Source organism: Blastococcus sp. SYSU DS0619 (assembly GCF_054051035.1).
Genome location: NZ_JBJHAM010000001.1, coordinates 273,531 through 299,316, shown reverse-complemented (window position 1 = coordinate 299,316; position 25,786 = coordinate 273,531). Strand labels below are relative to the sequence as shown.

Here is a 25,786-nt window from a genome sequence, read left to right as displayed (position 1 = left end):
CGGGATGACCCGCTCCCGGCCCGACGTGGTGGCCTTCGACGTCATGGAGACGCTGCTCGACCTCTCCCCGGTGCGCGCCGCCCTCGAGGAGACCGGCCTACCGGGTTCCCTGCTGGCGACGGTGTTCGCCCGCACCCTGCAGACCGGGTTCGCCGGCGTGGCCGTGGGCTCGTGGGCCCCGTTCCGCGCCACCTTCGACTCCGCGCTCGCCCAGGTCACCGACCTGAGCGAGGCGCAGCGGTCGCAGGTCGCCGACGCCTTCGCCGAGACGTTCCCGCACGCCGACGTCGAACCCGCGCTGCGCCGGCTGGCCTCGGCCGGTGTCCGCGCGGTGACGCTCACCCACGGGACGCCGGGGGTGGCCGAGGCCGCGCTCGAGCGCGGCGGGGTCGGCGCGCTGGTGGAGCGCACGCTGTCCAGCGAGCTGCTGCAGGCGTGGAAGCCGGCGCGCGAGGTGTACCTCTGGGCGGCCGGGGTCTGCGACGTCGAGCCGCAGGGGCTGGCGCTGGTCGCCGCGCACGGCTGGGACGTGCACGGAGCGCAGCGGGCCGGGCTGACCGGCGCCTGGTTCCCGCGCAGCGAGCGCGTCTACCCGGCCGTGTACGACCCGCCGCACGTGTCCGGGGCGACGATCCTCGAGGTCGTCGACGCGCTGCTGGCGCTGCCGCCGCGGTGACCGCGCTGGACATCGGGACCCCGCACGGCCCGGCCCGCGCGCACCTCACCGACGGCGGTGCCCGCGGCACGCTGCTGCTCGGGCACGGCGCCGGTGGGGGCGTCGAGTCGGCCGACCTGCTGGCCGTGGCCCGGGACGCCGCCGAGGCCGGCTGGCGGGTGCTGCGGGTCGAGCAGCCGTGGCGGGTGGCCGGGAAGCGGATCGCGCCCGCTCCCGCGCGGCTCGACGAGGGTTGGCGGGCCGTGCTCGCCCACCTGTCCGGCACCGGGCACCTGGCCGGGCCGCTGGTCGTGGGCGGTCGCAGCGCCGGGGCGCGGGTGGCCTGCCGGACGGCGGCGCAAGTCGGCGCGGACGGCGTCCTGACCCTGGCCTTCCCGCTGCACCCGCCGGGCCGGCCGGAGAAGAGCCGGGCCGCCGAACTCGTGGGCGTGGCCGTGCCCCTGGTCGTGGTGCAGGGCGAGCGCGACGCGTTCGGCGCGCCCCCGGACGTGGCCACCGTCCTCACCGGGGTGCCCGGCGCGTCGGTCTACGCCGTCCCCGGCGACCACTCGCTCAAGCGCAACCCCGACCTCGTCGGCGCGGCCGCCGCCTCCTGGCTGGCCGAGGTCCTGCCCGCCTGAGCCAGCGGACCTCCACCGACCTCACCTGCGGCACGCCGTCCTCGCACTGCAGCGCGAGGACGGCGACCCGGGGCCGAGGACCGCGGCGCGCGACCCCGGTAGCCCGGCCTCAGCGGCGGCGGCGCCGGACGAGCAGCGTGACGAGCAGGACGACGGCGGCCACCCCGGCGGCGGGCGCGGCGTACCGGGACAGCGCGGCGCCGCCGGCCACCTCGAGCAGGTCGATCGGCTCCGGCTCGGTCCGCGCCGGCTTCGAGCGGTCGGCCGACGGTCCGGTGCCCGGCACGCTGCGCAGCGGGGCGCCCGTGGCGGGCCGGTTCGGCGGGGCAGTGGTGCCCTTCGGCGGGGCGCTCGGCGCCTTCCCGGCGGGCGCGGTGTCCCGCGAAGCGGAGGGGGTGTCGGCGTGCTCGGCCTTGGCCGCGGTCACCTTCGCCGCGGTCTCCTTCGCCGGCGTCTCGGTGGTCGCCGACTCCTTGCCGGCAGCCCCCTTGGCGGGAGCGGCCTTCTTGGCCGGCGTGGCCTTGGCCGCGGTCGCCTTCGCCGCCGTCGCCTTCGCCGCCGTCGCCTTCGCCGGGGTGTCGGTGGTCGCCGACTCCTGCTCGGCGGCCTCCTGCCCGGAGACCTTGTCGGTGGCCGAGGCGGCCGCCTTCTTCGTGGCGGCCGCGGCCTTCCTGGCCGCCGTGCCCTCGCCTGCGGCCTGCTCCGCCGACGCGGCGACCTCCTCGACGACGCCGGTGGCCGTCGCGGCCGCCTTCGCCGCCGCGCCCTTCGCCGCCGTGCTCTGCTCCGCCGTGCCCCGTTCCGCCGCGGCGCTCGCCCGGTCGGCGTCGCCCTGCGCGTCGCCCTCGCCGAGCTGGGCGGCCAGCTTGTCGGCGAACTGCCCGAGCAGCTTGTTGCCGACGTCTGTCATCACCCCGCGACCGAACTGCGCCGGCCGGCCGGTGATGTTGAGGTCGGTGAGGACGTCGACCCGGGTGACCTCACCCTCCGCGCGCAGGTTCGCCGTCACCATCGCCGCCGCCGTGCCGTTGCCGCGCTGGTCCTTGCCGCGGGCGTCGATGACCGCCCGGTGCGCCGCCTCGTCCTTCTCGACGAAGGACGCCTTCCCCTGGTAGGTCAGGTTGATCGGACCCAGCTTGACCTTCACCCGGCCGGTGAAGTCGTCGCCGTCGACGGAGTCCAGCGCCGCACCCGGCATGCAGGGGGCGATCCGCTCGATGTCGAGCAGCACCCGCCAGGCCTCGTCGACGGGCACCGGGACGGTGAACGAGTTCTCCAGCTGCACTGCAGGACCTCCTGGAGGGAGCGACCGGGCGACGGGACGCCGGGACGGACGGGTTCTGGCCGGGCGGGAGCCCGACGCTACAGCCCCGCGGCGGTGCTCACCGCCCGGCGCGTCAGCACCGTGGCGAGATGTTGCCGGTAGTCGGCCTGCGCGTTGAGGTCGCTGCTCGGGTCGGTGCCGACGGCGGCGTGCTGGGCCGCGGCGGCCACCGCGTCCGCGGTCGCCTCCGCACCGGCCAGCGCCTCCTCCACCCGCCGGGCGCGCAGCGGGGTCGGCCCCATGTTGGTCAGCCCGATCCGGGCCTCGGCGATCCGCCCGTCCTCCCGGCGCACCGCGGCGGCAACGGCGACGATCGACCACGCCTGGGCCACCCGGTTGAACTTCTCGTAGTGCATGCCCCAGGAGCCGGCGAGCTTGGGCAGCCGCACCTCGACGAGCAGCTCCCCCTCCTGCACCGCGGTGGTCAGGTAGTCGACGAAGAACTCCCCCGCCGGCACCGTCCGGCGCCCCTCCGGGCCGACGACGACGAACTCGGCGTCGAGGGCCAGGGCCACCGCCGGCAGGTCACCGGCCGGGTCGGCGTGCACGAGCGCGCCGCCGAACGTGCCGCGGTGGCGCACCTGGCGGTCGGCCACGGTGGCCGTCGCCTCGGCGACCAGCGGCGCGTACCGCCGGATCAGCGGGTCGGCGAGGACGTCGGAGTGCGTCGTCATCGCACCGACGACGATCGCGTCCTCCTCCTCCCGGACGCCCCGCAGCTCGGCCACCCGGCCGAGGTCGACGACGGTCTCCGGCGCGGCCAGCCGCAGCCGCATCACCGGGATCAGCGACTGGCCGCCGGCGAGGACCTTCACGTCCTCGCCGCCCTCGGCGATGGCCTGCAACGCCTCGTCGACGGTGGTGGGGCGGGCGTAGGCGAACGGTGCGGGGATCACAGGGCACCTCCGGAGGTGGACGGGGCGTCGGAGGAGTCGACGGCCTGGGCGTTGGTCCGTGCGGTCGCGCGGTCGCCGCCGTCGCCGCCGTCGTTGATGGCCCGCCAGACGCGCTCGGGGGTAAGCGGCATGCGGATGTCGGTGACCCCCAGGTGCCGGACGGCGTCCAGCGCGGCGTTCACCACCGCCGGCGTGGAGGCGATGCAGCCGGCCTCCCCCACGCCCTTGGCCCCGATCGGGTTGCCGGGCGCGCTGTGCACGGTGTTGCCGGTGTCGAAGTGCGGCAGGTCGGAGGCCGCCGGCACCAGGTAGTCGACGAAGGTGCCGGTGGTGAGGTTGCCGTCGGCGTCGTAGACGGCCTCCTCGTACAGCGCCTGCGCGATGCCCTGCGCCAGACCGCCGTGCACCTGCCCCTCGACGATCAGCGGGTTCACGATCGTGCCGACGTCGTCGACGCACGCGTACTTGCGGATCTTCACGAACCCGGTCTCGGTGTCGACCTCCATCGCGCACAGGTGCGTGCCGTGCGGGAAGGAGAAGTTCTCCGGGTCGAACGTCGCCTCGGCGTCGATCGACGGCTCGATGCCCTCGGGGTAGTCGTGCGCCGCGAAGATCGCCAGCGCGATCTCCTGGATGCCGAGCCCGGTGCCCGGGGTCCCCCGCACGGAGAACTTCCCGCCCTCGAACTCCAGGTCGTCCTCGCTGGCCTCGAGCAGGTGCGCGGCGATCTTCCGGGCCTTGGCGACCACCTTGTCCGCGGCCTTGACCACGGCCGAGCCGCCGACCACCAGGGAGCGCGAGCCGTAGGTGTCCAGCCCGCGGGAGGAGATCGCGGTGTCACCGTGCAGCACCTCGACGTCCTCGAACGGCACGCCGAGGGAGTCGGCGACCAGCTGGCTCCAGGCCGTCTCGTGGCCCTGGCCGTGCGGCGTCGAGCCGGTGACCACCTCGACCTTGCCGGTGGGCAGCATGCGGATGGCGGCGTGCTCCCACCCGCCGGCGCCGAAGGAGAGCGAGCCGAGCACCCGGGAGGGGGCCAGGCCGCACATCTCGGTGAAGGTGGAGATGCCGATGCCCAGCTGGACCCGGTCGCCGGACTCCCGCCGCCGCCGCTGCTCGGCGCGCAGCTCGTCGTAGCCCAGCAGCTCCAGCGCCTGCTGGGTGGCGGTCTCGTAGTCGCCGCTGTCGTAGGCGAGCCCGGCCACCGTGGTGAACGGGAACTCGTCGGCGTTGATCCAGTTCCTGCGCCGCAGCTCCAGCGGGTCCATGCCCAGCTCGACGGCGAGCTCGTCCATGATCCGCTCGATCGCGAACGTGGCCTCCGGGCGCCCGGCGCCGCGGTAGGCGTCGGTGGGCACCTTGTTGGTGAACACCCCGTCGCACTCGAACCGGTAGGCCGGGAACTTGTAGATGCCCGGGTACATGAAGGCGCCCAAGGCCGGGACGCCGGGCGTGATCAGCCGCAGGTAGGCGCCCATGTCGGCCAGCAGCCGCACGCGCAGGCCCTTGAGGTTGCCCTCGCGGTCGGCGGCGATGTCGACGTACTGGATCTGGTCGCGACCGTGGTGGGCGGTCATCAGCGACTCGCTGCGGGTCTCGGTCCACTTCACCGGCTTGCCGAGCCGCCGGGCGATCAGCAGGCAGAGGATCTCCTCCGGGTTGACCTGCAGCTTCCCGCCGAACCCACCGCCGACGTCGGGGGCGACGACGCGCAGCTTGTGCTCGGGGATGCCGGTGACCATCGCCGCCATCACCCGCAGGATGTGCGGGATCTGGGTCGCCGACCACATCGTGTAGTTGTCGCCCTGCGGCTGGACGACGACCGACCGCGGCTCCATGAACGCGGGGATCAGCCGCTGCTGGATCAACCGCCGGCTGACGACGACGTCGGCGTCGGCGAACGCCTGGTCGGTGTCCGAGCCGGTGCCCATCTCGCCCGCGTCGAAGACGAAGTGGTAGCTGGTGTTGGACTCCAGGTGGTCGTGGACGAGGTCGGCGCCGTCGGCGACCGCCTCCTCCATGTCCAGCACCACCGGCAGCGGCTCGTAGTCGATGTCGGCGAGCTCGACGGCGTCCTGGGCGGCGGTCTTGCTGCGGGCCACGATCACCGCGACCGCCTCGCCGACGTGGTTGACCTGGTCGACGGCGATCGACGGGTGGCCGGGGTTGACCATCTCCGGGGTGACCGGCCAGGCGCAGGGCAGCGAGCCCTGCTCCTCGGCGAGGTCGCTACCGGTGAAGACGGCGATGACACCGGGGGCCTCGCGCACGGCGCTGACGTCGACGTGCGTGATCCGGGCGTGGGCTACGGGTGAGCGGACGACCGCGAGGTGCAGCATCCCCGGCAGGACCATGTTGTCGGTCCAGGTGGTCTTGCCGGTGATCAGCCGCGCGTCCTCCTTGCGGCGGCGCGCCCTGCCGATCTCCTTCTCGGGCCCCGGGGTGCCGGTGCGCTCCTCGACGGCGGTCATGCCTGCCCCACCACGTGCGGCGCGGCGGCGGTGTCGACCTCGGCCGGCGCTACGTGGCCGTTGCCGTCGGCCCCGCGCATCTCGGCGGCCGCCTGCTGCACGGCGCGGACGATGTTCTGGTAGCCGGTGCAGCGGCAGAGGTTGCCCTCGATGCCCTCGCGCACCTCGTCCTCGCTGGGGTCGGGGTTCTCCCTCACCAGGTCGAGCGACGCCATGATCATGCCGGGGGTGCAGTAGCCGCACTGGAGCCCGTGCATCTCGTGGAACGCCTTCTGCATGGGGTGCAGCTGCCCGTTCCCGCTGCCGTTGCCGGCGACGCCCTCGATGGTCGTCACCTCGGCGCCGTCGGCCTGGACGGCCAGCACGGTGCAGCTCTTCACGGCCTCGCCGTCGAGGTGCACGGTGCAGGCGCCGCAGTTGCTGGTGTCGCAGCCGACCACGGTGCCGACCTTGCCGAGCTGCTCGCGCAGGTAGTGCACGAGAAGGGTCCGGGGTTCGACGTCGTCGTCGTACGACGCCCCGTCCACCCGCACGCTGATCCGGGTCATCAGTCCTCCGCCTCGTTGCAGGGGTCCCTCGTTGCAGGGTGACCGCGTCCACGGCGGACCGTGGACCTGCGGCGCAGTCTGACCCGAAAGGAGTGACTTAGGCCACGCTTAACTGCGCGGGAGGCCGCGGACGAGCGTGATCAGCGCCGTGCACCGGCCCCCGGCGACGTTGCAGCGGCGTTGCACCGCCCTTCGGGGCGGCGAGGTGTGCGTCCCGCGAGGGGTCAGCGGGCCGCGGCCGGCTCTCCGGGCGCCGGCGCGACGGCCGGGGCGGGCGCGGCGGCCTGCTCCCGGCGCCGCAGGACGGCGGAGAGGACGAGCGGGATCAGCCCGGCGGCCGCCAGCCCGGCGCCGACGACGCTGGGCGCCCGGTAGCCGAGGCCCGCGGCGATGACGAGCCCGCCGGCCCAGGCGCCGAGGGCGTTGGCCAGGTTGAGGGCCGAGTGGTTGAGCGCGGCCCCGAGCATCTGGGCCTCCCCCGCGGTCTCCATCAAGCGCAGCTGCAGCAGGACCGCCAGGGTCGAGCCGCTGACCGAGACCAGGAAGACGCCGACCACCAGGCCGGGCACCCAGGACGCCACTCCGGCGACCACGGCGAGCAGCACCATGAGCGCCACCAGGGCGCCCACCAGCGAGCGGAACAGCGACCAGTCGCCCAGCCGCCCGGCCAGCGCCGTCCCGATGATCCCGCCGATCCCGTACACGAACAGGATGACGGGCAGGGTGCCCCGGGAGAGCTCCGCGACGTCGGTGACGACGGGGGCGATGTAGCTGTAGAGGGCGAACATGCCGCCGAAGCCGACGACGCCGACCGCCAGGGTGAGCAGCACCTGCGGCCGGCGCAGCGCACCCAGCTCGCCCCGGACCGTGGCGTCGGGCCGGCCCGGTGAGGGCGGGACGACGACCAGCACGGCGGCCACGGTCGCCGCCGCCAGGACGACGACCAGCCAGTACGCCGCGCGCCAGCCCACCGCCTGCCCCAGCCAGGTGGCGGCCGGGACGCCGGCGACGAGCGCGACGGCCAGCCCGAGCATCACCGAGCTGACCGCGCGGCCCCGCAGCCGCGGCGCGACCAGCGAGGCGGCGACCAGCGAGGCCACGCCGAAGTAGGCGCCGTGCGGCAGGCCGGCGAGGAAGCGTGCGCCCAGCAGCGTCGGGTAGCCCGGGGCCAGGGCGGTGAGCACGTTGCCGACCAGGAGGGCGCCCATCAGGCCGACCAGCAGGGCGCGCCGGGGCAGGCGGGCGCTCATGGCCGCGATCACCGGGGCGCCGACCACGACGCCGAGGGCGTAGGCGGAGATGACGTGGCCGGCCGAGGGGATGTCGACCCCCACGCCCTCGGCGATGTCCGGCAGCAGGCCCATCGTGACGAACTCGGTGGTGCCGATGGCGAAACCGCCGAGCGCCAGCGCCACGATGGCCACCGCGACCCGGAGGGGGCTCAGGGGTGGTCGGTCGGCGAGCGGAGCGGCGGTCACGCCACCAGCGAAGTCATGGCCCTCCGTCGGCATTCCCGCCGGTGGCACACCTCTCCCGGTTCAGCGCGAACGGCCGGCCAGCCGCAGCCGGTGCAGGTGGGCGGCCACCGCCGTACGGCGTGGTGAGCCGGGCGGGAGGACCTCCAGCAGCGCGTGCCACACGCCGGGGTCGTCGCGGCCCTCGGGGAGCTGGGCGAAGCGGAGCAGCAGCTCGGGACGGTGGCCGGTCAGGACGGCGCGGCGCAGCTGCGCGGTGAGCCGGTCGCGGGCGGAGCGGACGCCGGGCGCGTGCGAGCCGGGGAGGACCGGGCCCGCGTAGCGCTCGAGCGCGGCCGCGACGTCGCCGCGGGCGAGGAGCCGGCGGACCTGGTCGGCGTCGGTACGCAGCCGGCCGACCAGCCGGTACGGGCGGGAGTCGAGCAGGTCGCCGCCCACCAGCCGGCGCAGCCGGGACAGCTCGGCCCGCACGGTGACCGTGGCGGCGGCGCCGGCGTGACACTCCACCGCGAGCTGGGCGGCGTTGCGGCCCTGCCCTGCCGCGGCGGCCTCGGCCAGCAGGAACAGCAGCTCCGAGTGCCGGACGGACAGCTCCAGCGGCCCGGCGGGCAGCGTGAGCCGGGCACGCTCCCGGCCGAGCACCTCCAGCCGGGCCTCGACCGGCGCGGCCGCGTCTCCCGTGGGGCCGGCGGTCAGCCGCTCGCGGTGCAGCCAGCGCAGCTCGGACTCGACGGCGGCGACGGTGGCGCGGACGAGGGTGAGGACGTGCGGGCCGGCCACGGAGTCCCCGCCGGTGACGTCGATCGCCCCCAGCAGCGCCCCGGTGACCGGGTCGTGCACCGGGGCGGCCGAGCAGCTCCAGGGCTGCACCGACCGCCGGAAGTGCTCGCTGCCGTAGATCTGCACCGCGGAGTCGACGGCCAGCGCCGTCCCGGGCGCGTTGGTGCCGGCCACGTCCTCCGACCAGCGGGCGCCCTCGACGAAGTTCACGCCCTCCGCCCGGGCGCGCAGCTGCCGGTCGCCCTCGACCCAGAGCATCCGCCCCGCGGCGTCGGTGACCGCCACGATCATCTGCCCGGCCTCGGCGTCCTGGACCAGCAGCCGGCGGATCACCGGCAGCACCGGGGCGAGGGGGTGGGCCGCCCGGTAGGCCAGCAGCTCGGCGTCGAGCAGCTCCACCGGCGGCAGCCCGCCGTCCGGGTCGACCCCGCTGCCGAGCGAGCGGCGCCAGGAGTCGCGCACGACGGAGCGGACGACGTCGTCGTCGGCGGGCAGCTCGCTGGCGGTGACCAGCAGCTCGTGCGCGGCCCGCAGCCGGCGGGTGCGGGCGGCGGTGGGGACCCCGTCGGGCAGCGCCAGCCACGGGTTGACGGCGGTGGTCACCGGGCGGCCCGCGGGAGGTGGCTCATGGCAGGGCCATCGTGACCGGTCGGCGCGCTTTCCACCAGAGATCGGGCCGCCGGGGCCCGGCGTCAGCGCGCGGGTACGGGCTCCTCCTCGCCGGTGGCCAGCTCCCACGGGCGGACGACGGTGACCAGCACGATGATCGCCAGGATCAGCGCGGTGACGACGACGAGGCCGATCGCGACCGCGTCGTTGCCCAGCAGACCGACGACCGGGGAGACCGCCGCGCCGACGCCGAACTGGATCGCGCCGAGCAGCGCCGCCGCGCTCCCGGCGGCCTCGCCGTGCCGGGAGAGCGCCAGCGCGGGGGCGTTGGGCAGCGCGAGCCCGCAGGCGAAGAGCACCGCCCACAGCGCCCCGGTGACGCCGACCAGGCCACCGGTGCCCGTGCCGGCCAGCACGACCAGCGCGGCACCGGCGAGGGCCCCCGCCACCGTCCCGGCCACGAGCAGCGCCTGGGGGGACCAGCGGCGCAGCAGCAGCGGGTTGAGCTGGGTGGCGGCGATGAGCCAGAAGGCGCCGGCGCCGAAGAGCAGCCCGAACTGCTGCTCGTCCAGGCCGAACTCGCCCTGGTAGACGAAGGAGGAGCCCGACACGTAGCTGAACAGCCCGGCCATGGTGAGCCCGGCGACCAGCACCAGGCCGACGTAGGTGCGGTCCCGCAGCAGCCCGCGGTAGATCCGCAGGGTCCCGCGCACCCCGGCGCTGCGCCGGCGCTCCGGGGGCAGGGTCTCCCGCAGCGTCGCCCACCCGAGCACCAGCAGGAGCAGGCCGTAACCGGCCAGCACGGCGAACACCCCGCGCCAGGTGGTGAACCGCAGGATCTCGCCGCCGATGGTGGGCGCCAGGACCGGCGCCGCCCCCAGCACGAGGAACAGCCGGGAGAGCATCGTCGCCGCGGCCCGGCCGTCGTACAGGTCGCGCACCACGGCGAGGGCGATGACCGCGCCCGAGGCGGCGCCGACGCCCTGGAGCACCCGCAGCGTGCCCAGGACGGCGATGGTCGGCGCGACGAGCACGAGCAGCGAGGCGATCACGTGCAGCGCGGTGCCGGCGAGCAGCGGCCGGCGGCGACCGTACGCGTCGGACAGCGGGCCGAGCACCAACTGACCGAGCGCCAGGCCGATCAGGGTGCCGGTGAGCGTGAGCTGGACGGTCGCCGAGGTGGTGAGCAGGTCACTGGTGATGTTCGGCAGCGCCGGCAGGTACATGTCGATCGTCAGCGGCCCGAGGGCGACGAACGCCCCCAGGGTGAGGGCGGTGCGCGCGGCGCCCGGCCGCGCGGGGGCGTCGGGGCCCGCCTGCGGGGCGAGGCGGTCCTGGGTGGCGGTCACGGTTGTCCCCGTCGATCGAGATGGCGCGGGACCCACGCTGGTCTGACCGCAGTACGGCGACCACAAGGCATCCGGTGGCGCGGGCATTCCGCGCCCCGGCGATCCGCACCCCGGCGGGTGGCGGGGCGGGTCAGCGGGGCGGGCGCACGGGCAGCAGGGCGCGCGCGTCCCGGGCGCGCAGCGCCCCGGCCCAGAGACCCGCGCCGTAGGCGAGGTCGTCCAGTCGCCGGGCCACTCCGTGACGGACCGGTCCGACCCGGTCCCGATGGGGCCACCAGGAGACCAGCGCGTCGGCCGCTGCGGCGGTCAGCAGCCACCGCCGCGCGCGCCTCGACCCGGCGGCGGCCACCGCGGCGACGGGCCAGTGGTGCCGCGTGGCGACACGCGCCAGCGCCTGCCCGGAGGCAGCCAGCCCCCGCACCGCCAGGACCGCGGCGCGCCCGACGGGGACCGGCTCCCCCGGCCGGGCCAGGCGGCGCGCCAGCCGGGCGCCCGTGACCGCCAGGACGGCGACGCCGGCCGGCCGCCCCCATCGGCCGCCGGCGAGCAGCAACGCCCAGGTCAGCGCCGTCTCCGGGGCGATCACCAGCGGCGACACCGCGCCCCCGTGCCGGGCCGCCAGCAGGGCGGCCCCGGTGCCGTAGAAGGCGCGGCGGCGCAGCCAGTCGGCGAGGCGCGCCGGGTGCTCGTGCGCCACCTCGGCGGCCGGCTCGTAGCGCACCCGCCAGCCGGCCGCGGTCAGCCGCCACACGAGGTCGACGTCCTCGGCCACCCGCAGGTCCTCGTCGAAGCCGGCGCCCAGGGCGGCCCGCCGCACGAGCAGCGCCGCGCTCGGCACGTAGGACACCGACGACAGCGGCCGGACCGCCGCCGGCCGCGGCCCCATGTCCAGCGCGCCGGCGACGTCCTCGTACGCGCTGACCGGGCCCCGGGGCCCGCCGGGCAGCGGCACGATCCGCGGGGCGACGACGGCCAGCCGTGGATCGGCCAGGTGCGGGCGCAACCGGGCCAGCCACCCGGGCCGGGGCACGCAGTCGGAGTCGAGGAACGCGACGAACTCGGTGCCGGCGGCGGCCAGGCCGGCGTTGCGGGCGGCGGCGGGCCCCCGCGAGGCGTCGGCGCGCAGCACCCGGACGCCGTCGGCAGCGCGCACCGGGACCGTCGAGCCGTCGTCGACCACCACCACCGGGAGCGCCGTGGTCGCGGGATCGGCGCGCAGCGCCGCGAGCAGCCGGGCCAGGCCCGCCGGGCGGTCCCGCACCGGGACGACGACGGTGACGTCCGCCCCCTCGGGCTCCGGCGGCAGGTCGGGGTGGGCGAGGCCGGCGTCGAGCAGCCGGGCGGCGAGCGCGGCGCCGGTCGCGTCCCGCACCTCGAGGCGGTCGCCGGCCAGCAGCGCGGCCGCACGGGGCGCGAGGCGCAGCAGCCGCAGCGGCGAGCCGCCGAGCAGCCCAGCCCCGCCGCGGCGCCGGACGCGCGGGTCGAGCCGGACGGCGAAACCGTCGGGCAGCCGGTCGCCAGGCGGCGTCACACCCGCGCCAGGACCTCGTCGGTGGTGGTGAGCGACACCAGCGGGGCGTAGCCGGCCATCACCTGCAGCGCCCGCTCGTGCTCCTCGTCGCCGGCTCCGGCGCAGGCATCGGTGACCACCCGCACCGGCAGCCCGGCGTCGGCGGCCGGCAGCACGGTGGAGACCACGCAGCAGTCGGTGGCCACGCCCGCGACGGTGAGCGGCCCCTCGCCGACCACCTCGGCCAGGGCGGGCCCCCACTTGCCGAAGGTGGTGGCGTCCACCACCGGGGCGCCGCCGGGGTCCTCGACGAGCTGGTAGCAGGCCGCGTCCGGCGGCTGGAGCGCGAAGTCGTACTGCTCGTAGTACTCCTTCCACGCGCCCACCGGCTGGGCCGGGGCCAGGAAGCGGGTCCAGACCACCCGGTCGCCGAAGGCCTCGACCAGCCGGCGGATCCGCGGCCGGATCTCCTCGAACCGCGGCGCCGTCCAGGGCGACTCCTCGTCGCCGAAGACGTGCTGCAGGTCGACCACGACGAGCCAGCCCTCCGGGCCGGCCGCTGCCCCGCTCATCCCGTCCGCCCCCGTGTTCGCGTCGACGCCCGGGTCCGGCCCGGTTCCGCCCGGAGACCCTAACCGTGGCGGCCGGAGCGCGCGGACGGCGCCGGGCCGCCCGACCGCTGCATCCACCGGACGATGTGCTTAGGTCAGCCTTACCTGATCGTCGAGGAGAGTTCCATGAACGTCCGCCCCGCCCTCCGCGGCGCCGCCACCCTCGCGGCCGCCGCCCTCGTCGTCACCGGCTGCGGCTCCGGCGACGAGCCCGCCGGTTCCGGCGACGACTCCGCCTCCGGCGGCGGAACGACCGGGAGCAGCTCCTCGGCGTTCCCGGTGACGGTGGAGACCGCCTTCGGCGACGTCACCGTCGAGGAGGAGCCCACCCGCGTGGTCGCGCTCGGCTGGGGCGACGCCGAGACGGCGCTCGCGCTCGACGTGCAGCCGATCGCCGCCAGCGACTGGCTCGGCTTCGGCGGCGAGGGCGTCGGCCCGTGGGCCGAGGGGCTCTACGACGAGACGCCGGAGATCATCGAGACGATCGAGCCCAGCTACGAGGCGATCGCCGCGCTGCAGCCCGACCTGATCCTCGACACCAAGTCGGCCGCCACCCAGGACCGGTACGAGGCGCTGAGCCAGATCGCCCCGACCATCGGCCAGCCCGAGGGCGTGGGTCCGTACCAGACCGGGTGGGAGCAGCAGCTGGAGATGATCGGCGAGGTGCTCGGGAAGAGCGAGGAGGCCGAGGAGATCCAGGCCGAGGTCGACCAGGCCTTCGCCGACGCCGCGGCCGCGCACCCCGAGTTCGAGGGCACCGAGGTCGCCGTCGGCGCCTTCACCGCCGAGGGCTTCGGCGCCTACGTGCGCGGTGACGCCCGCGTCGACTTCATGGAGCAGCTCGGCTTCGAGAACAAGGAGGCGATCCAGGAGCTGGCGACGGAGAACTTCTTCGTCCCGGTCAGCGAGGAGCAGCTCTCGCTGCTCGACGCCGAGCTCACGGTCGCCTTCCCGATCTTCGTCGAGGCGTCGGAGTTCACCTCCAGCCCGCTGTGGCAGACGCTGGGCTCGGTGCAGGACGGCCGCGCCGTCGTCCTGGAGGACCCGGACCTGATCAGCGCCTTCTCCAGCGGGTCGCCGCTGGGCATCCAGTACGCGCTGGAGAACGCCGTCCCGCAGTTCGCCGACGCGCTGGGCTGAGCGACCGGACCCCGCCGGGCGCTCACTCGACGAGCCGCCCGGCGGGGTCCACCCGCCACTCCCGCACCGCCGCGACCAGCCGCCCGGCCAGGTCCGCCACCAGCGCCGCACCCTCCGCGGCCGACGCGCCCGCCGGGTCGCCCAGGACGCCGTTCGGGCTGACCGCCCGCACGCCCTCGGCCTGCATCCGCGGCAGCAGCTCCCGCAGCGGCGCCGTCTCCCCCCGCTCGGCCCGCTCCTCGCGGACCGCAGCCGGTTCCACGTGCAACATCAGCGACGTCTCGGTCCGGCCGGCGTGCGCGTCGCCGCCCGGGACGGCCAGCGGGAACCAGGCGACGTCCCGCCCCTCCGCCCGCAGCTGCGGCACCGCCGCGCGGAGGGCGGAGAAGTTCCCGCCGTGGCCGTTGACCACCAGCAGCCGCCCCGCCCACCGACAGGCCGAGCGCCCGTACTCCACGAGCAGCGTCGTGAGCGCCTCGGTGCCGATCGACACCGTGCCCGGGAAGCCCTCGTGCTCACCGCTGGCGCCGTAGGCGATCGCCGGGGCCAGCAGCGCGCCGTCGAGCCCGGGCATCGCCGCCGCTGCCACCGCCTCGGCCTGCCGGGTGTCGGTGGCCAGCGGCAGGTGGGGGCCGTGCTGCTCGACCGCCCCCAGGGGCACGACGAGCAGCGGCCGCTCGGGCAGCTCCGGCCACACCGAGCCCGCCAGTGAGGTCACCGGCGCGTCACTCCGTCGTCCGGAAGACCCGCGCGGCCAGCGCGACGAGTCCGAGGGTCAGCACCGCGACGGCGCCCAGCTGGACGACGACCGGGACCTCCCAGCCGAACCAGGTGAGCCCCGGCAGCAGCCGCTCCTGCGCCTCCGCGGTCAGGTCGAGGTGCTCCAGGGTGAACTGCCGCATCGGCTGCACCACGTAGGTCAGCGGGTTGAGCCGGGTGAGCAGCGCCAGCCAGTCGGGCAGGCCGGCGATCGGGAAGAGCGCCCCCGACAGGAACATCATCGGCATGATCAGCAGCTGGCTCACCGGCATCGCCGTCTGGATCGTCTTGATGCGGGTGGACAGCAGCACCCCCAGCGCGGTGAGCAGCAGCGCACCGAGGAAGAGGCAGCCGGTCAGCTGGAGCAGGAGCACCGGCGAGTAGGGGATCCCGACCAGCCCGACCAGGGCCAGCAGGACCATGCTCTGCACGGTGGCGACGATCGCGCCGCCCAGGCACTTGCCCCAGATGATCGAGCCCCGGGAGATCGGCGCGACCATCATCTCGCGCAGGAAGCCGAACTCCCGGTCCCAGACCAGCGAGATGCCGGCGAACGCGGCGGTGAACAGCACCGACGTCGCCAGGACACCCGGGAACAGGAAGGTGCGGAAGCTGACGTCGCCGCCGGTGTCCACGATGCTGCCCAGGCCGGTGCCCATCACGAAGACGAACAGCAGCGGCTGCAGCAGCATGGTGAGCATGCGGGCCGGATCGCGCCGGAGCCGGAGCAGCTCCCGGCGGGTGACCACCCAGGTGGCGCGCAGCTGGTGGGACAGGTCGCTGCGGACCTCGTCCGGCGGCTGGCCGACCGGGGCGGCGGGTGCGGCGGTGTCGCGGGTGGTCATTCATCGCCTCCCGGCGAACGGGAACGTGCGGCCCTGCGGGCCGTCGGAGTCGCGGATCGTGCGGCCGGTGTAGGTCAGGAAGACGTCGTCCAGGCTGGGCCGGTTCACCGTCACCGACCGGATGCCCACACCCAGCTCGGTGAAGAGCCGGGGCACGACCGCCGCCCCCTCCGGGACGGCGAGGGTGACCTGACCCTCGTGGACGCCGGCCTCGATGCCCAGCCGCACCCGGATCCGGGCGATGGCCAGCTCGTCGTCGTCGGTGCGCAGCGCGATCCGGTCGGTGCCGACGCTGGACTTCAGCGCCTCGGGGGTGTCCTCGGCGACGATCTCGCCGTGGTCCATGATCGCGATCCGGTCGCAGTGCTCGGCCTCGTCCATGTAGTGCGTGGTGACGAAGACCGTGATGCCGGTGCGCCGTCCCAGGTCGTGCAGGTAGTCCCAGATCGCCGCACGCGTCTGCGGGTCCAGCCCGATCGTCGGCTCGTCCAGGAAGAGCACCTGCGGGGCGTGCACGAGGCCGCGGGCGATCTCCAGCCGCCGCTTCATGCCGCCGGAGAACTTCGTCACGGTGTCGTGCCGCCGGTCCGCCAGGTCGACCATCTCCAGCACCTCGTCGATGCGGCGCGCGCCCTCGGCGCGGGAGAGGCCGTAGAGGTCGGCGTGGAAACGCAGGTTCTGCTCGGCGGAGAGCTGCAGGTCGAGCGTCTGCTGCTGGAAGACCAGGCCGATGCGACGGCGCACCTGGTCACGCTCGCGGACGACGTCGTAGCCGGCCACCCGCGCGGTGCCGGACGTGGGATTCCGGATGGTGCAGAGCATCTCGATGGTGGTCGACTTCCCGGCGCCGTTGGGGCCCAGGAACCCGTAGGTCTGGCCGGCCTCGACGCGCAGGTCGATGCCCTTCACCGCCTCGACCACCCCGCTGCCGGACGGATAGCGCTTGGTGAGCCCGCGGACCTCGATCGCCGGCCCGCTCAGGGTGTCTGACACACCGGACACGATGCTCCACCCGCGATCGGCTCCGCCACCGAGTACCCGGCCGGCAGCCGGGGGCCGCCGACGGGCAGGCGCGGCGGGACACTCGGCGGGTGCCTCCTCGTCGCTGCCCCTGCGGAACCGGACTGCCCTATGCCGAGTGCTGCGGGCCGCGGCACGACGGCTCCGCACCGGCGGCGACCGCCGAGCAGCTGATGCGCTCGCGGTACAGCGCCTTCGCCGTCGGCGACGCCGCGTACCTGCTGGCGTCCTGGCACTCCACCACCCGCCCGTCGTCGGTGGAGCTGGACCCCACCGTGCGCTGGACCGGCCTGGACGTGCTCGGCACCACGGGCGGCGGACTGCTCGCCGCCGAGGGGACGGTGGAGTTCCGCGCCTGGTACGTCGCCGCCGGCGAGCGCGGCAGCCAGCACGAGGTCAGCCGGTTCGCGCGAGAGGGCGGCGCCTGGCGGTATCTCGACGCGGCGTGAGGGTGTCGGGCGGGACCGCGGTGGGCACGAGCCCGGCATGAGTACCGAGGACACCCGCAAGGTCGCCGAGCTGATCAAGGGGGAGCGCTTCGGCTTCCTCACCACGATCGCTCCCGGCGGGAAGCTGACCAGCCGCCCGATGACGCTGCAGGAGGTCGAGTTCGACGGCGACCTCTGGTTCTTCGCCGAGCGCGGCTCCCACCCGGTGACGCACATCGCCGCGTCCCCGCAGGTCAACGTGGGCATCGGCTCCGGTGGCACCTGGGTGTCGCTGACCGGGCACGCCTACCTGGTCGAGGACACCGCCAAGAAGAAGGAACTGTGGAACGGCGGCGTGGAGGCGTGGTTCCCGAACGGACCCGAGGACCCCGACGTCGTCCTGATCAAGGTCGAGGGCGACTCGGCGGAGTACTGGGACAGCCCCGGAGGCCGCCTCGCCACGGCGTTCAGCTTCGTGAAGGCCAAGGCCACCGGCGAGCGGATCGACGCCGGGGACAACAAGAAGGTCGACCTCTAGCCGCCCTCCGGCGCCGGCCCGCGCCCGAGGCGCTCTCCGGCGCGGGCTCAGCCCGCGAAGACCGCGGCCAGGGCGCCGGGGACGTCCCGGTGGTCGCGGACCAGCCGCGCGCGCCCGCGGCCGGCCCGTGCCAGGTCGCGACCGAGCTCGACGTCGTGCTCACCGGAGACGTCCAGCAGGACGTCCAGGCGCGGCAGCCGGGCCGCGGTCGGCCGCGGATCGGGGCCGGCGTTGTGCACGCAGTCGCTGAGCAGCAGCACCCGCGCGTCCCGGGGCGGGACACCGGCCAGCTGCCTCGCCGCCGTCTCGAGCGCGAAGGTCACGTTGGTCAGCCCCTGCGCCGGCACCCGCAGCAGCAGGTCGAGGACAGCCGGCGGGGACACCTGCTCCCCGCACCGCACCAGGACGGCGGCGTCGGACCAGAACGCGACGACGGCGACGGCGTCGCGCGTCAGCTCACCCGCGAGCGCCCCCACGGTCGCGGCCGCGGTGCGCACCCGCTCACCCTTCATGGATCCGGACACGTCGACGACCAGGGCCACCGATCGGCGCTGGCGGACCCGCTCGCGGACGACCACGTCGCTCGCCTCGGGGAACGGGATCCCGGCGATCTGCTCGAGGGTCCGCTCCAGGTCCAGCTCGTCGGAGCCGCCGCGCCACGACAGGCTGACCAGGTCACCGGCACCCCGGCGGGGCCGGCGGTCGCGCGGCGGGCGGGGGACGGCCAGCCGGCGCGCGATCTGCCGGGCCCGCTGACGCGTGAGCTGATCGGCCGTGGAGCCGGCTGCCAGGTCGGTGAGCGCGATGAGCTCGGCCGGCTCGTCCGTCGTCCCGGGAGCACTTCCCCCCGGCGCCTTCGCGCCACCGCGGGTGCGGCGCCGGTCACCGGAGGAGAGCGCGAGCCCCCGGCCGCCGGGCGACGGCTCGTAGAGTGTGGGCTGCTCGGTGAGCTGCTTCGGCGTGCGCCGCAACGGCCGGGCACCCCGCGGGCGACCGGGTCGGTCCCGGCGGGTGACCGGGGAGTCGGCCTCGACCGCCCTTCAACCGGGCTCGGCCGCGGCGGGGGCGAGGAGGAAGTGGTCCTCCCAGATCTCCCGCAGCACCGCCTCCGGAGTGCTCTCGACCGTCTCGTCGAGGAAGATCCGCCCCGACAGCGCCAGCATGAGGGCGTCCAGCACGACCGCCGTGTACGCCTCGGGCAGGCCACGCGGCGGCTCGATCGACGGCTCGCCCGGCAGCGGTGTCCCGCGCATCGCCGCCAGCTGCGCCGCGACCAGGGCGACGTCGATGGCCCCGCGCACGCTGCTGCCCTGGCGGACGTCCTCCCGCTGCCGGGTGGCCCGCGTGAGCGAGACCGCGTCGGCGACCAGCCGCGGCGACCCGACGCCCGTCCGCCGGTCGACGATGCCCCGTTCGGCCTCGGCGTCCTGGTAGCCGATCGCCAGCCGGCACAGCCGGTCGTGCACCGAGGTCGAGAGCCGGGTCGTGCCCACGTTGTCGTACGGGTTCATCGACGCGATCACCCGGAACGACGGCTCGGCGGCCACCGTGCCCACCCGGGGCACGGCGATCCGGCGCTCCGCCATCGCGGTCAGCAGCGTGTTGAGCGTGTCCTCGGGCGCCCGGTTGAACTCCTCGACGTACAGGAAGCCTCCGGAGCGCATGGCCTCGAGCAGGGGACCGGACACGAAGTTGGCGGGGGTGTAGTCCTCGCGCAGCACCCGGGACGGGTCGTGGTGGCCGACCAGCCGGGTGGGCGTGAGGTCGGCGTTGCCCTCGACGAACACCAGCGGGATGCCCCACTCCGCCGTGAGGGCGCGCAGGAGCGTCGACTTCGAGGTGCCCGGCGGCCCCTCCAGCAGCACGTCGCGGCCGGCGGCGACCGCGGCCAGCAGCAGATCGAGCTCGCGCTCGCGGCCCACGAGGTGCCTCGCCACGCGGGCCCGCACGGCCAGGACGGATGCGCCGTCGTCGCCGGTGACCCTGGAGCCGGTCACCACCGGGTCGCCGAGCCTCAGGTCGTCGTCGGAGATGTCGCTCTCCTCTCGGTGGTCGGCGCTCCCCGGTGCCGGTGCCAGGGGTGCCCGACCCCGGGACGGGACCGGGCTCGTGGTGCCCGGCGCCGCATCAGCCGCGCTGCAGCCCGGCCAGCGGCGACTCGTCGCACGGCTTGACCGGGATCGCCGGCATGCCGAGCAGGGTGGGCTGCCCGCGGACCGGGCCCTTGTGCGAGTGGTCGATGTGGCTCTTGGGGGCGACCAGCTCGAGGTCCCGGGCAGCCAGCGCCGTCTCCCCGTAGCCCTGCACGCACTCGGGGTCGGGGCCGTCCAGCGGCAGGCCGGTGAAGAACTTCGCCGCCATGCAGCCGCCTCGGCAGGCGTCGAAGTGCGCGCACTTGGTGCACGCGCCGCCGGTCTGCGGGCTGCGCAGGTCGGCGAACAGCTCCGAGGACTGCCAGACCCGCTGGAAGCCGCCCTCGTCGCGCACGTTGCCGGCGAGGAAGTTCTCGTGGATGGCGAACGGGCAGGCGTAGACGTCGCCCACCGGGTCGATCAGGCAGACGACCCGGCCGGCGCCGCAGAGGTTGAGCCCGGGCAGCGCCTCGCCGAACGCCGACAGGTGGAAGAACGAGTCGCCGGTGAGCACGTCGTCGCCGTTGGCCAGCAGCCACTGGTAGAGGTCGCGCTGCTGGGCCATGGTCGGGTGCAGCTCGTCCCAGACGTCGGCTCCGCGGCCGGAGGGGCGCAGCCGGGTGATCCGCAGCTGCGCGCCGAAGGAGTCGGTGAGCTCCTTGAACGCGTCGAGCTGCCCGGCGTTCTCCCGGGTGACGACGACGGAGACCTTGAAGTCCTTCATCCCGGCCTCGGCCAGGTTCTCCAGCGCCCGGATCGCGGTGGCGTAGGAGCCGGTGCCGCGCACGCGGTCGTTCACCTCGGCCGTGGCGCCGTCCAGGGAGATCTGCACGTCGACGTAGTCGGTCCGGGCCAGCTGCGCCGCGCGGGTCTTGTCGAGCTTGATGCCGTTGGTGGAGAACTTGACGCCGACGTCGTGCCCGATGGCGTAGTCGAGCAGGTGCCAGAAGTCCGGCCGCACGGTGGGCTCGCCGCCGCCGACGTTGACGTAGAAGACCTGCATCCGCTGCAGCTCGTCGATGACCGCCTCGGCCTCGGCGGTGGAGAGCTCGCGCGGGTCGCGCCGTCCCGACGAGGACAGGCAGTGGGCGCACGCCAGGTTGCAGGCGTAGGTGAGCTCCCAGGTCAGGCAGATCGGGGCGTCGAGCCCGTACTCGAACTGGTCGATCAGCCGGCCGCCGGTGGGGCGCTCGGGCGTGGTGGGGCGGGACGGCAGGACGGCGGTCACGGGGTCTCCCGGCGTTCGATCATCTGCGAGCGGGCGAGGTCGGCCAGCGCCTTCACGTAGGCCCCGCGCTGGGCGTCGGGGACGCCGCAGGCGGTCAGCGTGGCGGCCGCGGTCGGGTGCTCCGCGAGCGCCTCGACGACGGCGACCAGCGTCTTCGACTTCAGGAAGGACAGCTTCCGGTTGCCGAAGTGGTAGACGAGCGCGCCGAACGGCTCGGGCCGCAGCGCGACGGAACGGGCCCGGCGCCAGGGCAGCTCCGCGTCGAACGCGGAGTCCCCCGCGGCCGCCGGGCCGGCCCCGTCCGTCATCGGCGCGGCGTCGATCAGTACACCCCGCACATGCCGTCGATGGAGACCTCCTCGACGAGCGACTCCTCGACGAGGGCCTCCTCGGTCGCGGGCGCCTCGGGGACGACGACGTCGGTCTGGGTGGGCTCGGGCATGAGGGCCTCCGTGAACGCGGTCACATGGTCGAGGCGGACGTTAGTGACACCCGGTGCCAGGGGCAACAGCGGGCCCCGCGTGTCCGGCCGACCGCCGCGCGCGGGGCGGCCGGGCAGAATGCGGCGCGTGACCCAGACGAGGACGGCGCCGGTGGGGCGGGCCCGGGTCGAGCGGGCGGCCCTCGACCTGTTCACCGTCCGCGGGTTCGAGGAGGTCACCAGCGACGAGGTGGCCGACTCCGCCGGGATCAGCCGCCGCACCTTCTTCCGCTACTTCCCGACCAAGGCCGACGCCGTCTGGGGCGACTTCGGCGGGCACGTGACCCGGCTCGAGGAGCTGCTCGCCGCGGCGGACCCCGCCCAGCCGGTGCTCACCACGGTGTGCGCCGCCTACGTCGAGGTCAACGACTACCCCGAGGCCGAGCTGCCGCTGCTGCGCGAGCGCATGCGGCTGATCCTCACCGAGCCGGCGCTGCTGGCGCACAGCCAGCTGCGCTTCGCCGAGGTCGACCGCGTGGTCGCGCAGCACGTGGCCGCGCGGACCGGGACGCCCGCGTCCGGCCTGCTCCCCCGGCTGGTCGCCGCGAGCACCCGGGCCGCGGCCACCACCGCGTTCGAGGCCTGGCTGGCCGACGGCGACTCCAGCCTGGCCGCGCACCTGCGCGAGGCCTTCGCCGAGATGGCGGCGGGCTTCCCCAGCCTGCGCGGCTGACCCTCCCGGGGCAGCGGGGCGGCCCCGTGTGGCCGCGGTCTCACCCGCGGCAGTAGCGTGGCACTCAGTGTCACCGGCCGTCGGGCCGGCCCACCAGCCCGGTCGACCGGGCCGACGAGGAGGTTCCGATGGCCAACGCGTGGTTCGAGTCGGTCGCCGAAGCGCAGCGGCGCGCGAAGAAGCGGCTGCCCAAGGGGGTCTACGGAGCACTGGTCGCGGGCTCCGAGCGCGGGCTGACGCTGGAGGACAACCTCGCGGCGTTCGCCGAGATCGGCTTCGCGCCGCACACCGCGGGGCTGGCCAACGAGCGCAACATGGCGGTGACCGTCATGGGCCAGCCCATGTCGATGCCGGTCCTGATCAGCCCCACCGGCGTGCAGGCCGTCCACCCGGACGGCGAGGTCGCCGTCGCCCGGGCCGCGGCCGCCCGTGGCGTCGCGATGGGGCTGTCGTCGTTCGCCAGCAAGCCGATCGAGGAGGTCGTCGCGGCCAACCCGCAGACCTTCTTCCAGATGTACTGGGTGGGCACCCGCGACGAGATGCTCGCCCGCATGGAGCGGGCCCGGAAGGCCGGCGCCGTCGGGATGATCGCCACCCTCGACTGGTCGTTCGCCTACGGCCGTGACTGGGGCAGCCCGTTCATCCCCGAGAAGATCGACTTCCAGGCCGCCCGGAAGTACGCGCCGCAGGTGCTCGTCAAGCCGCGCTGGCTGCTGGACTTCGCGCGGACCGGCAGCATCCCCGACCTGACCGTCCCGAACATGGTCGCGACGCCGGGCGACCCGGCGCCCACGTTCTTCGGCGCGTACGGCATGTGGAACGCCTCCCCGATGCCCACGTGGGAGGACGTCGCCTGGCTGCGCTCGCAGTGGGACGGCCCCTTCATGCTCAAGGGCGTCATGCGGGTCGACGACGCCAGGCGCGCCGTCGACGCCGGTGTCACCGCCATCTCGGTCTCCAACCACGGCGGCAACAACCTCGACGGCACCCCGGCCTCGATCCGCGCGCTCCCGGCCGTCGCCGAGGCGGTGGGCGAGCAGATCGAGGTGCTGCTCGACGGCGGCATCCGCCGCGGCGGCGACGTCGCCAAGGCCCTCGCCCTCGGCGCCAAGGCCGTCATGGTCGGCCGCGCCTACCTGTGGGGCCTCGCCGCCAACGGGCAGGCCGGTGTGGAGAACGTCCTCGACCTGCTGCGCGACGGGCTCGGCTCGGCGATGGTCGGCCTCGGCCGCCCGGAGGTCTCCGACCTGTGCCGCGACGACCTCGTCGTCCCGCCGGGCTTCGAGCGGGCGCTGGGCGACACCGCCGTCGAGAACGCCCTGCTGGCCACCTCCCCCGCCCGCCGGCGCCGCGAGGCCTGACCCCCGCCGCACCTGACCCCTGTCACGCCGGTCGTCCTGCGAGGATGACCGGCGTGACGGACCCGGTGCGCCCCGACGACCTGCGCATCTCCGACGCGGAGCGGAGCGACGTCGCGGCCGGGCTCCAGCGTGCGCACGACGCCGGCCAGCTCGACCTGCAGGAGTTCGACCAGCGGGTGCAGGACGTCTGGGTCGCCCGCACCCGGGGCGACCTGGCCCGCGTCACCGCCGACCTGCCCGCGCTCCCGCCGCCCCCCGGCCCGCGCCGGGCGTTCAGCGACGACGACGCCGGCGGGGCCATGCAGGTGCTCGCCGTCGTCTGGCTCTGCCTGAGCCTGGTGAACCTGCTCGTCTGGGGCATCCTCGAGCTGACCGTGGGCGGGATCCACCCCTGGTGGCTCTACGTGGCGCTGCCCCCGGGCGCCGTCCTCGGCACCCTCTACGCCATCGGCATCGGCCGGCCGGGCCGTAGCTGAGACCCGGCCGCCCGGGTTCAGCGGCCGAGCAGGCCGCCCAGTCCCCCGCCGCCGCCCAGCTTCTTCACCAGGTCCGTCGGGTCGATGCCGAACTTCTGCAGCAGCCCGGCGTCGCGCTCGGTGTCCACCTGGCCGGGGAGCTCCTGGTCGGCCTGCTGGGCCTTGGCGTCGTCGCCCTGGGAGCGCAGCAGCTGCAGGATCTGACCCTTGTCGATGTTCATGGCCGGAGCGGTACCCCGGGCCGGTCGCTCACACCCGGACGGACCGGACGATGCGGTCGGGGCGCACGCGCACCAGTGCGGCCCCGCCCAGCCAGCGCCGGAGCACACCGGACGGGTCCTCGATCCGGAGCGCCGTGCCGTCCGGCCGCCGGATCCGCAGGTCCGCGGTGATCTCGACGTAGCCGTCCCCCAGGACGTCGTCCAGCCGGCGGGGGCGACCGTCGACCAGCACCTCCGGCTGCGGGAGCAGCGTGCCGGCCAGCCGGCGGCCGGCCCGGCCCCGGCGCGCCACGAGCGGACCGCGCGGCAGCGGTGGGGTGCGGCTGTCGGTGGCCAGCCGGGCCACCGCGGGGATCCGCCGGACGGCGGCCAGCACGGCCCGCCGGGCGACGGCGCCACCACGCCCACCGCCGGTCATCAGCGCGCCCAGCAGCAGCGCCACCCGGATCAGCGCCCGGGCGTGCGGCTCCCGCTCGGCCTGGTAGGTGTCCAGCAGCGTGTCCGGCGCCTCCCCCCGCAGCACGGCGGCGAGCTTCCAGGCCAGCTGGTGGACGTCGCGCAGCCCGAGCCCCAGACCCTGACCGACGAACGGCGGGGTGAGGTGGGCGGCGTCGCCGGCCAGCAGCACCCGACCGCTCCGCCAGCGGTCGGCGACCTGCGCCCGGAAGGTGTACTCGACCGCCCGCAGCACCTCGACGTCGGCCGCCTGCGCGACGGGCGCCAGCAGCGATGCCAGCCGGCCCGGGTCGGCCAGCTCCTCGGCCGTCTCCCCCGGTGCCAGCCGGAACTCCCAGCGGTAGCGGTCGCCGGTGACCGGCATGAACGTGGCCGCCCGGCGCGGGTCGCACACCTGGTGCACCCCGGGCCAGACCGGCAGCGGCTGGGCTGATCGCCCGTCGACGACGAGCCAGCGGTCGGCCGGGCCGAGGTCGCGCATGCGGGCCCCGATCAGCTCCCGGACGGTGCTGCCGGCGCCGTCGCAGCCCAGCACCGCCGCCGCCCGGACGGACCGGTCCGCCCCGGTCGCCCGGTCGGTCACCCGCACGGTGACCGCGGCGCCGTACTGCTGCAGCCCGGTCACCTCGCTGCCGCGGTGCACCTCGATCCCGGGCGTCGACGCCACCGCGGCGGCCAGCACCTCCTCCAGGTCGGGCTGGTGGACGAACGACCCCTGCGGCCAGCCGTGCGCGCCGGCGTCCGGGGCCCGGCGGAACTCCGCGAGCACCCGGTGTGCGCCGTCCAGCAGCCGCAACCCGGCCATCGGCCGGCAACGCGCGGCGACGTCGTCGGCCACCCCGGCGGCCTGCAGCGCCCGGAAGACCTCGTCGTCCAGGTGCACCGCACGCGGCAGTGGATAGGGCGCCGCGTGCCGCTCCAGGACGAGGACGTCGAGCCCCCGCCGGGCCAGCAGCAGAGCCGCGGTCAACCCGACCGGGCCGGCCCCGACCACGAGGACGGGGGCGCCGGGCATGCCGCCAGTCTCGCCGACGCCCGCCCCCGTCGCTGCAGCACGTTGCACCACACCTGCCCCGCCTTGACGGGCGGGCGCCCGGCTCCGCAGTCTGTGACGCACTGCACACGCCGCTGCGACGTGTGCCCGGGCACCCGCGACGAC

General features: G+C 75.4%; 27 protein-coding genes. 8 read left to right on the top strand and 19 right to left on the bottom strand.

Features of this window, described 5'->3' with window-relative positions:
- Window positions 1–4: 4 nt before the first annotated feature.
- Both ACI79T_RS01420 and ACI79T_RS01415 read left to right on the top strand, forming a co-directional pair.
- A complete protein-coding gene (locus tag ACI79T_RS01420) occupies window positions 5–676 on the top strand; it encodes an HAD-IA family hydrolase (RefSeq protein WP_456608259.1) in 672 nt (223 codons plus the stop codon).
- Window positions 673–1,296: an alpha/beta hydrolase family protein gene (locus ACI79T_RS01415; protein ID WP_456608258.1), complete on the top strand. Its 624-nt coding sequence runs from the start codon at window positions 673–675 to the stop codon at window positions 1,294–1,296. Before ACI79T_RS01420 ends, ACI79T_RS01415 begins: the two co-directional genes overlap by 4 nt.
- 109 nt (window positions 1,297–1,405) lie before the next feature.
- Here the strand turns inward: ACI79T_RS01415 and ACI79T_RS01410 are convergent, their stop codons facing one another.
- From ACI79T_RS01410 to ACI79T_RS01370, 9 genes are all read right to left on the bottom strand, one after another.
- Window positions 1,406–2,581, bottom strand: coding sequence for an SRPBCC domain-containing protein (locus tag ACI79T_RS01410; protein ID WP_456608257.1), 1,176 nt, complete (start codon window positions 2,579–2,581; stop codon window positions 1,406–1,408).
- Between the two features lie 77 nt (window positions 2,582–2,658).
- Complete coding sequence (locus ACI79T_RS01405; protein WP_456608256.1) at window positions 2,659–3,516, bottom strand: FAD binding domain-containing protein; 858 nt, start codon at window positions 3,514–3,516, stop codon at window positions 2,659–2,661.
- Window positions 3,513–5,987 (bottom strand): xanthine dehydrogenase family protein molybdopterin-binding subunit, encoded by a 2,475-nt coding sequence (locus ACI79T_RS01400; protein WP_456608255.1) that lies wholly within the window; start codon window positions 5,985–5,987, stop codon window positions 3,513–3,515. The genes ACI79T_RS01405 and ACI79T_RS01400 overlap by 4 nt, the downstream gene beginning before the upstream one ends.
- Complete coding sequence (locus tag ACI79T_RS01395; RefSeq protein ID WP_456608254.1) at window positions 5,984–6,535, bottom strand: (2Fe-2S)-binding protein; 552 nt, start codon at window positions 6,533–6,535, stop codon at window positions 5,984–5,986. Before ACI79T_RS01395 ends, ACI79T_RS01400 begins: the two co-directional genes overlap by 4 nt.
- 224 nt (window positions 6,536–6,759) lie before the next feature.
- Window positions 6,760–8,013 carry an MFS transporter gene (locus ACI79T_RS01390; protein WP_456608253.1) on the bottom strand — a complete coding sequence of 418 codons (1,254 nt, stop codon included), beginning with the start codon at window positions 8,011–8,013 and terminating at the stop codon, window positions 6,760–6,762.
- 60 nt (window positions 8,014–8,073) lie between these two features.
- A complete protein-coding gene (locus ACI79T_RS01385; RefSeq protein ID WP_456608252.1) occupies window positions 8,074–9,393 on the bottom strand; it encodes a GAF domain-containing protein in 1,320 nt (439 codons plus the stop codon).
- A gap of 89 nt (window positions 9,394–9,482) precedes the next feature.
- Entirely contained in the window at window positions 9,483–10,748 is a 1,266-nt protein-coding gene (locus ACI79T_RS01380) for a multidrug effflux MFS transporter (protein WP_456608251.1), read from the bottom strand.
- A gap of 130 nt (window positions 10,749–10,878) precedes the next feature.
- Entirely contained in the window at window positions 10,879–12,279 is a 1,401-nt protein-coding gene (gene mftF / locus ACI79T_RS01375) for a mycofactocin biosynthesis glycosyltransferase MftF (RefSeq protein WP_456608250.1), read from the bottom strand.
- Entirely contained in the window at window positions 12,276–12,830 is a 555-nt protein-coding gene (locus tag ACI79T_RS01370) for a cysteine hydrolase family protein (RefSeq protein WP_456608249.1), read from the bottom strand. Before ACI79T_RS01370 ends, mftF begins: the two co-directional genes overlap by 4 nt.
- A 165-nt stretch (window positions 12,831–12,995) precedes the next feature.
- Between ACI79T_RS01370 and ACI79T_RS01365 the strand changes: the two genes are divergently transcribed.
- On the top strand, window positions 12,996–14,009 hold the full coding sequence (locus tag ACI79T_RS01365) for an iron-siderophore ABC transporter substrate-binding protein (RefSeq protein WP_456608248.1): 1,014 nt from the start codon (window positions 12,996–12,998) through the stop codon (window positions 14,007–14,009).
- A 22-nt stretch (window positions 14,010–14,031) separates the two neighbouring features.
- Here the strand turns inward: ACI79T_RS01365 and mftE are convergent, their stop codons facing one another.
- Genes mftE through ACI79T_RS01350 form a run of 3 tightly spaced genes read right to left on the bottom strand, consistent with a single transcriptional unit; the run spans window position 14,032 to window position 16,606 of the window.
- Window positions 14,032–14,727, bottom strand: coding sequence for a mycofactocin biosynthesis peptidyl-dipeptidase MftE (mftE, locus tag ACI79T_RS01360; RefSeq protein WP_456608247.1), 696 nt, complete (start codon window positions 14,725–14,727; stop codon window positions 14,032–14,034).
- Window positions 14,728–14,734: 7 nt separating this feature from the next.
- Window positions 14,735–15,613: an ABC transporter permease gene (locus ACI79T_RS01355; RefSeq protein ID WP_456608246.1), complete on the bottom strand. Its 879-nt coding sequence runs from the start codon at window positions 15,611–15,613 to the stop codon at window positions 14,735–14,737.
- The gene (locus ACI79T_RS01350; protein ID WP_456608245.1) at window positions 15,614–16,606 is read right to left on the bottom strand and encodes an ATP-binding cassette domain-containing protein; all 993 of its coding nucleotides are present in this window, start codon (window positions 16,604–16,606) and stop codon (window positions 15,614–15,616) included.
- Between the two features lie 98 nt (window positions 16,607–16,704).
- Between ACI79T_RS01350 and ACI79T_RS01345 the strand changes: the two genes are divergently transcribed.
- Together ACI79T_RS01345 and ACI79T_RS01340 are read left to right on the top strand one after the other, a co-directional pair.
- The gene (locus ACI79T_RS01345; protein WP_456608244.1) at window positions 16,705–17,082 is read left to right on the top strand and encodes a YchJ family protein; all 378 of its coding nucleotides are present in this window, start codon (window positions 16,705–16,707) and stop codon (window positions 17,080–17,082) included.
- Window positions 17,083–17,119: 37 nt separating this feature from the next.
- A complete protein-coding gene (locus ACI79T_RS01340; RefSeq protein WP_456608243.1) occupies window positions 17,120–17,599 on the top strand; it encodes a pyridoxamine 5'-phosphate oxidase family protein in 480 nt (159 codons plus the stop codon).
- Between the two features lie 47 nt (window positions 17,600–17,646).
- Here the strand turns inward: ACI79T_RS01340 and ACI79T_RS01335 are convergent, their stop codons facing one another.
- The 5 genes from ACI79T_RS01335 to mftA all read right to left on the bottom strand — a co-directional run bounded on the left by ACI79T_RS01335 (window position 17,647) and on the right by mftA (window position 21,401).
- On the bottom strand, window positions 17,647–18,570 hold the full coding sequence (locus ACI79T_RS01335) for a vWA domain-containing protein (protein WP_456608242.1): 924 nt from the start codon (window positions 18,568–18,570) through the stop codon (window positions 17,647–17,649).
- A gap of 69 nt (window positions 18,571–18,639) precedes the next feature.
- Window positions 18,640–19,596 (bottom strand): AAA family ATPase, encoded by a 957-nt coding sequence (locus ACI79T_RS01330; protein WP_456608241.1) that lies wholly within the window; start codon window positions 19,594–19,596, stop codon window positions 18,640–18,642.
- A 130-nt stretch (window positions 19,597–19,726) separates the two neighbouring features.
- Window positions 19,727–20,959, bottom strand: coding sequence for a mycofactocin radical SAM maturase (gene mftC, locus ACI79T_RS01325; protein ID WP_456608240.1), 1,233 nt, complete (start codon window positions 20,957–20,959; stop codon window positions 19,727–19,729).
- Window positions 20,956–21,267 carry a mycofactocin biosynthesis chaperone MftB gene (gene mftB / locus ACI79T_RS01320; RefSeq protein ID WP_456608239.1) on the bottom strand — a complete coding sequence of 104 codons (312 nt, stop codon included), beginning with the start codon at window positions 21,265–21,267 and terminating at the stop codon, window positions 20,956–20,958. The genes mftC and mftB overlap by 4 nt, the downstream gene beginning before the upstream one ends.
- Window positions 21,268–21,281: 14 nt before the next feature.
- Window positions 21,282–21,401: a mycofactocin precursor MftA gene (gene mftA / locus ACI79T_RS01315; RefSeq protein WP_269192365.1), complete on the bottom strand. Its 120-nt coding sequence runs from the start codon at window positions 21,399–21,401 to the stop codon at window positions 21,282–21,284.
- A 127-nt stretch (window positions 21,402–21,528) separates the two neighbouring features.
- Between mftA and mftR the strand changes: the two genes are divergently transcribed.
- From mftR to ACI79T_RS01300, 3 genes are all read left to right on the top strand, one after another.
- A complete protein-coding gene (mftR, locus tag ACI79T_RS01310; RefSeq protein ID WP_456608238.1) occupies window positions 21,529–22,113 on the top strand; it encodes a mycofactocin system transcriptional regulator in 585 nt (194 codons plus the stop codon).
- A 128-nt stretch (window positions 22,114–22,241) separates the two neighbouring features.
- Window positions 22,242–23,474 carry a pre-mycofactocin synthase MftD gene (mftD, locus tag ACI79T_RS01305; RefSeq protein ID WP_456608237.1) on the top strand — a complete coding sequence of 411 codons (1,233 nt, stop codon included), beginning with the start codon at window positions 22,242–22,244 and terminating at the stop codon, window positions 23,472–23,474.
- A 44-nt stretch (window positions 23,475–23,518) separates the two neighbouring features.
- Entirely contained in the window at window positions 23,519–23,950 is a 432-nt protein-coding gene (locus ACI79T_RS01300; RefSeq protein ID WP_456608236.1) for a DUF1707 SHOCT-like domain-containing protein, read from the top strand.
- 17 nt (window positions 23,951–23,967) lie between these two features.
- Here ACI79T_RS01300 and ACI79T_RS01295 read toward each other — a convergent pair whose 3' ends face one another.
- The gene (locus ACI79T_RS01295; RefSeq protein WP_456608235.1) at window positions 23,968–24,171 is read right to left on the bottom strand and encodes a hypothetical protein; all 204 of its coding nucleotides are present in this window, start codon (window positions 24,169–24,171) and stop codon (window positions 23,968–23,970) included.
- Between the two features lie 28 nt (window positions 24,172–24,199).
- Window positions 24,200–25,642 carry a bifunctional 3-(3-hydroxy-phenyl)propionate/3-hydroxycinnamic acid hydroxylase gene (locus ACI79T_RS01290; RefSeq protein WP_456608234.1) on the bottom strand — a complete coding sequence of 481 codons (1,443 nt, stop codon included), beginning with the start codon at window positions 25,640–25,642 and terminating at the stop codon, window positions 24,200–24,202.
- Window positions 25,643–25,786 lie beyond the last annotated feature (144 nt).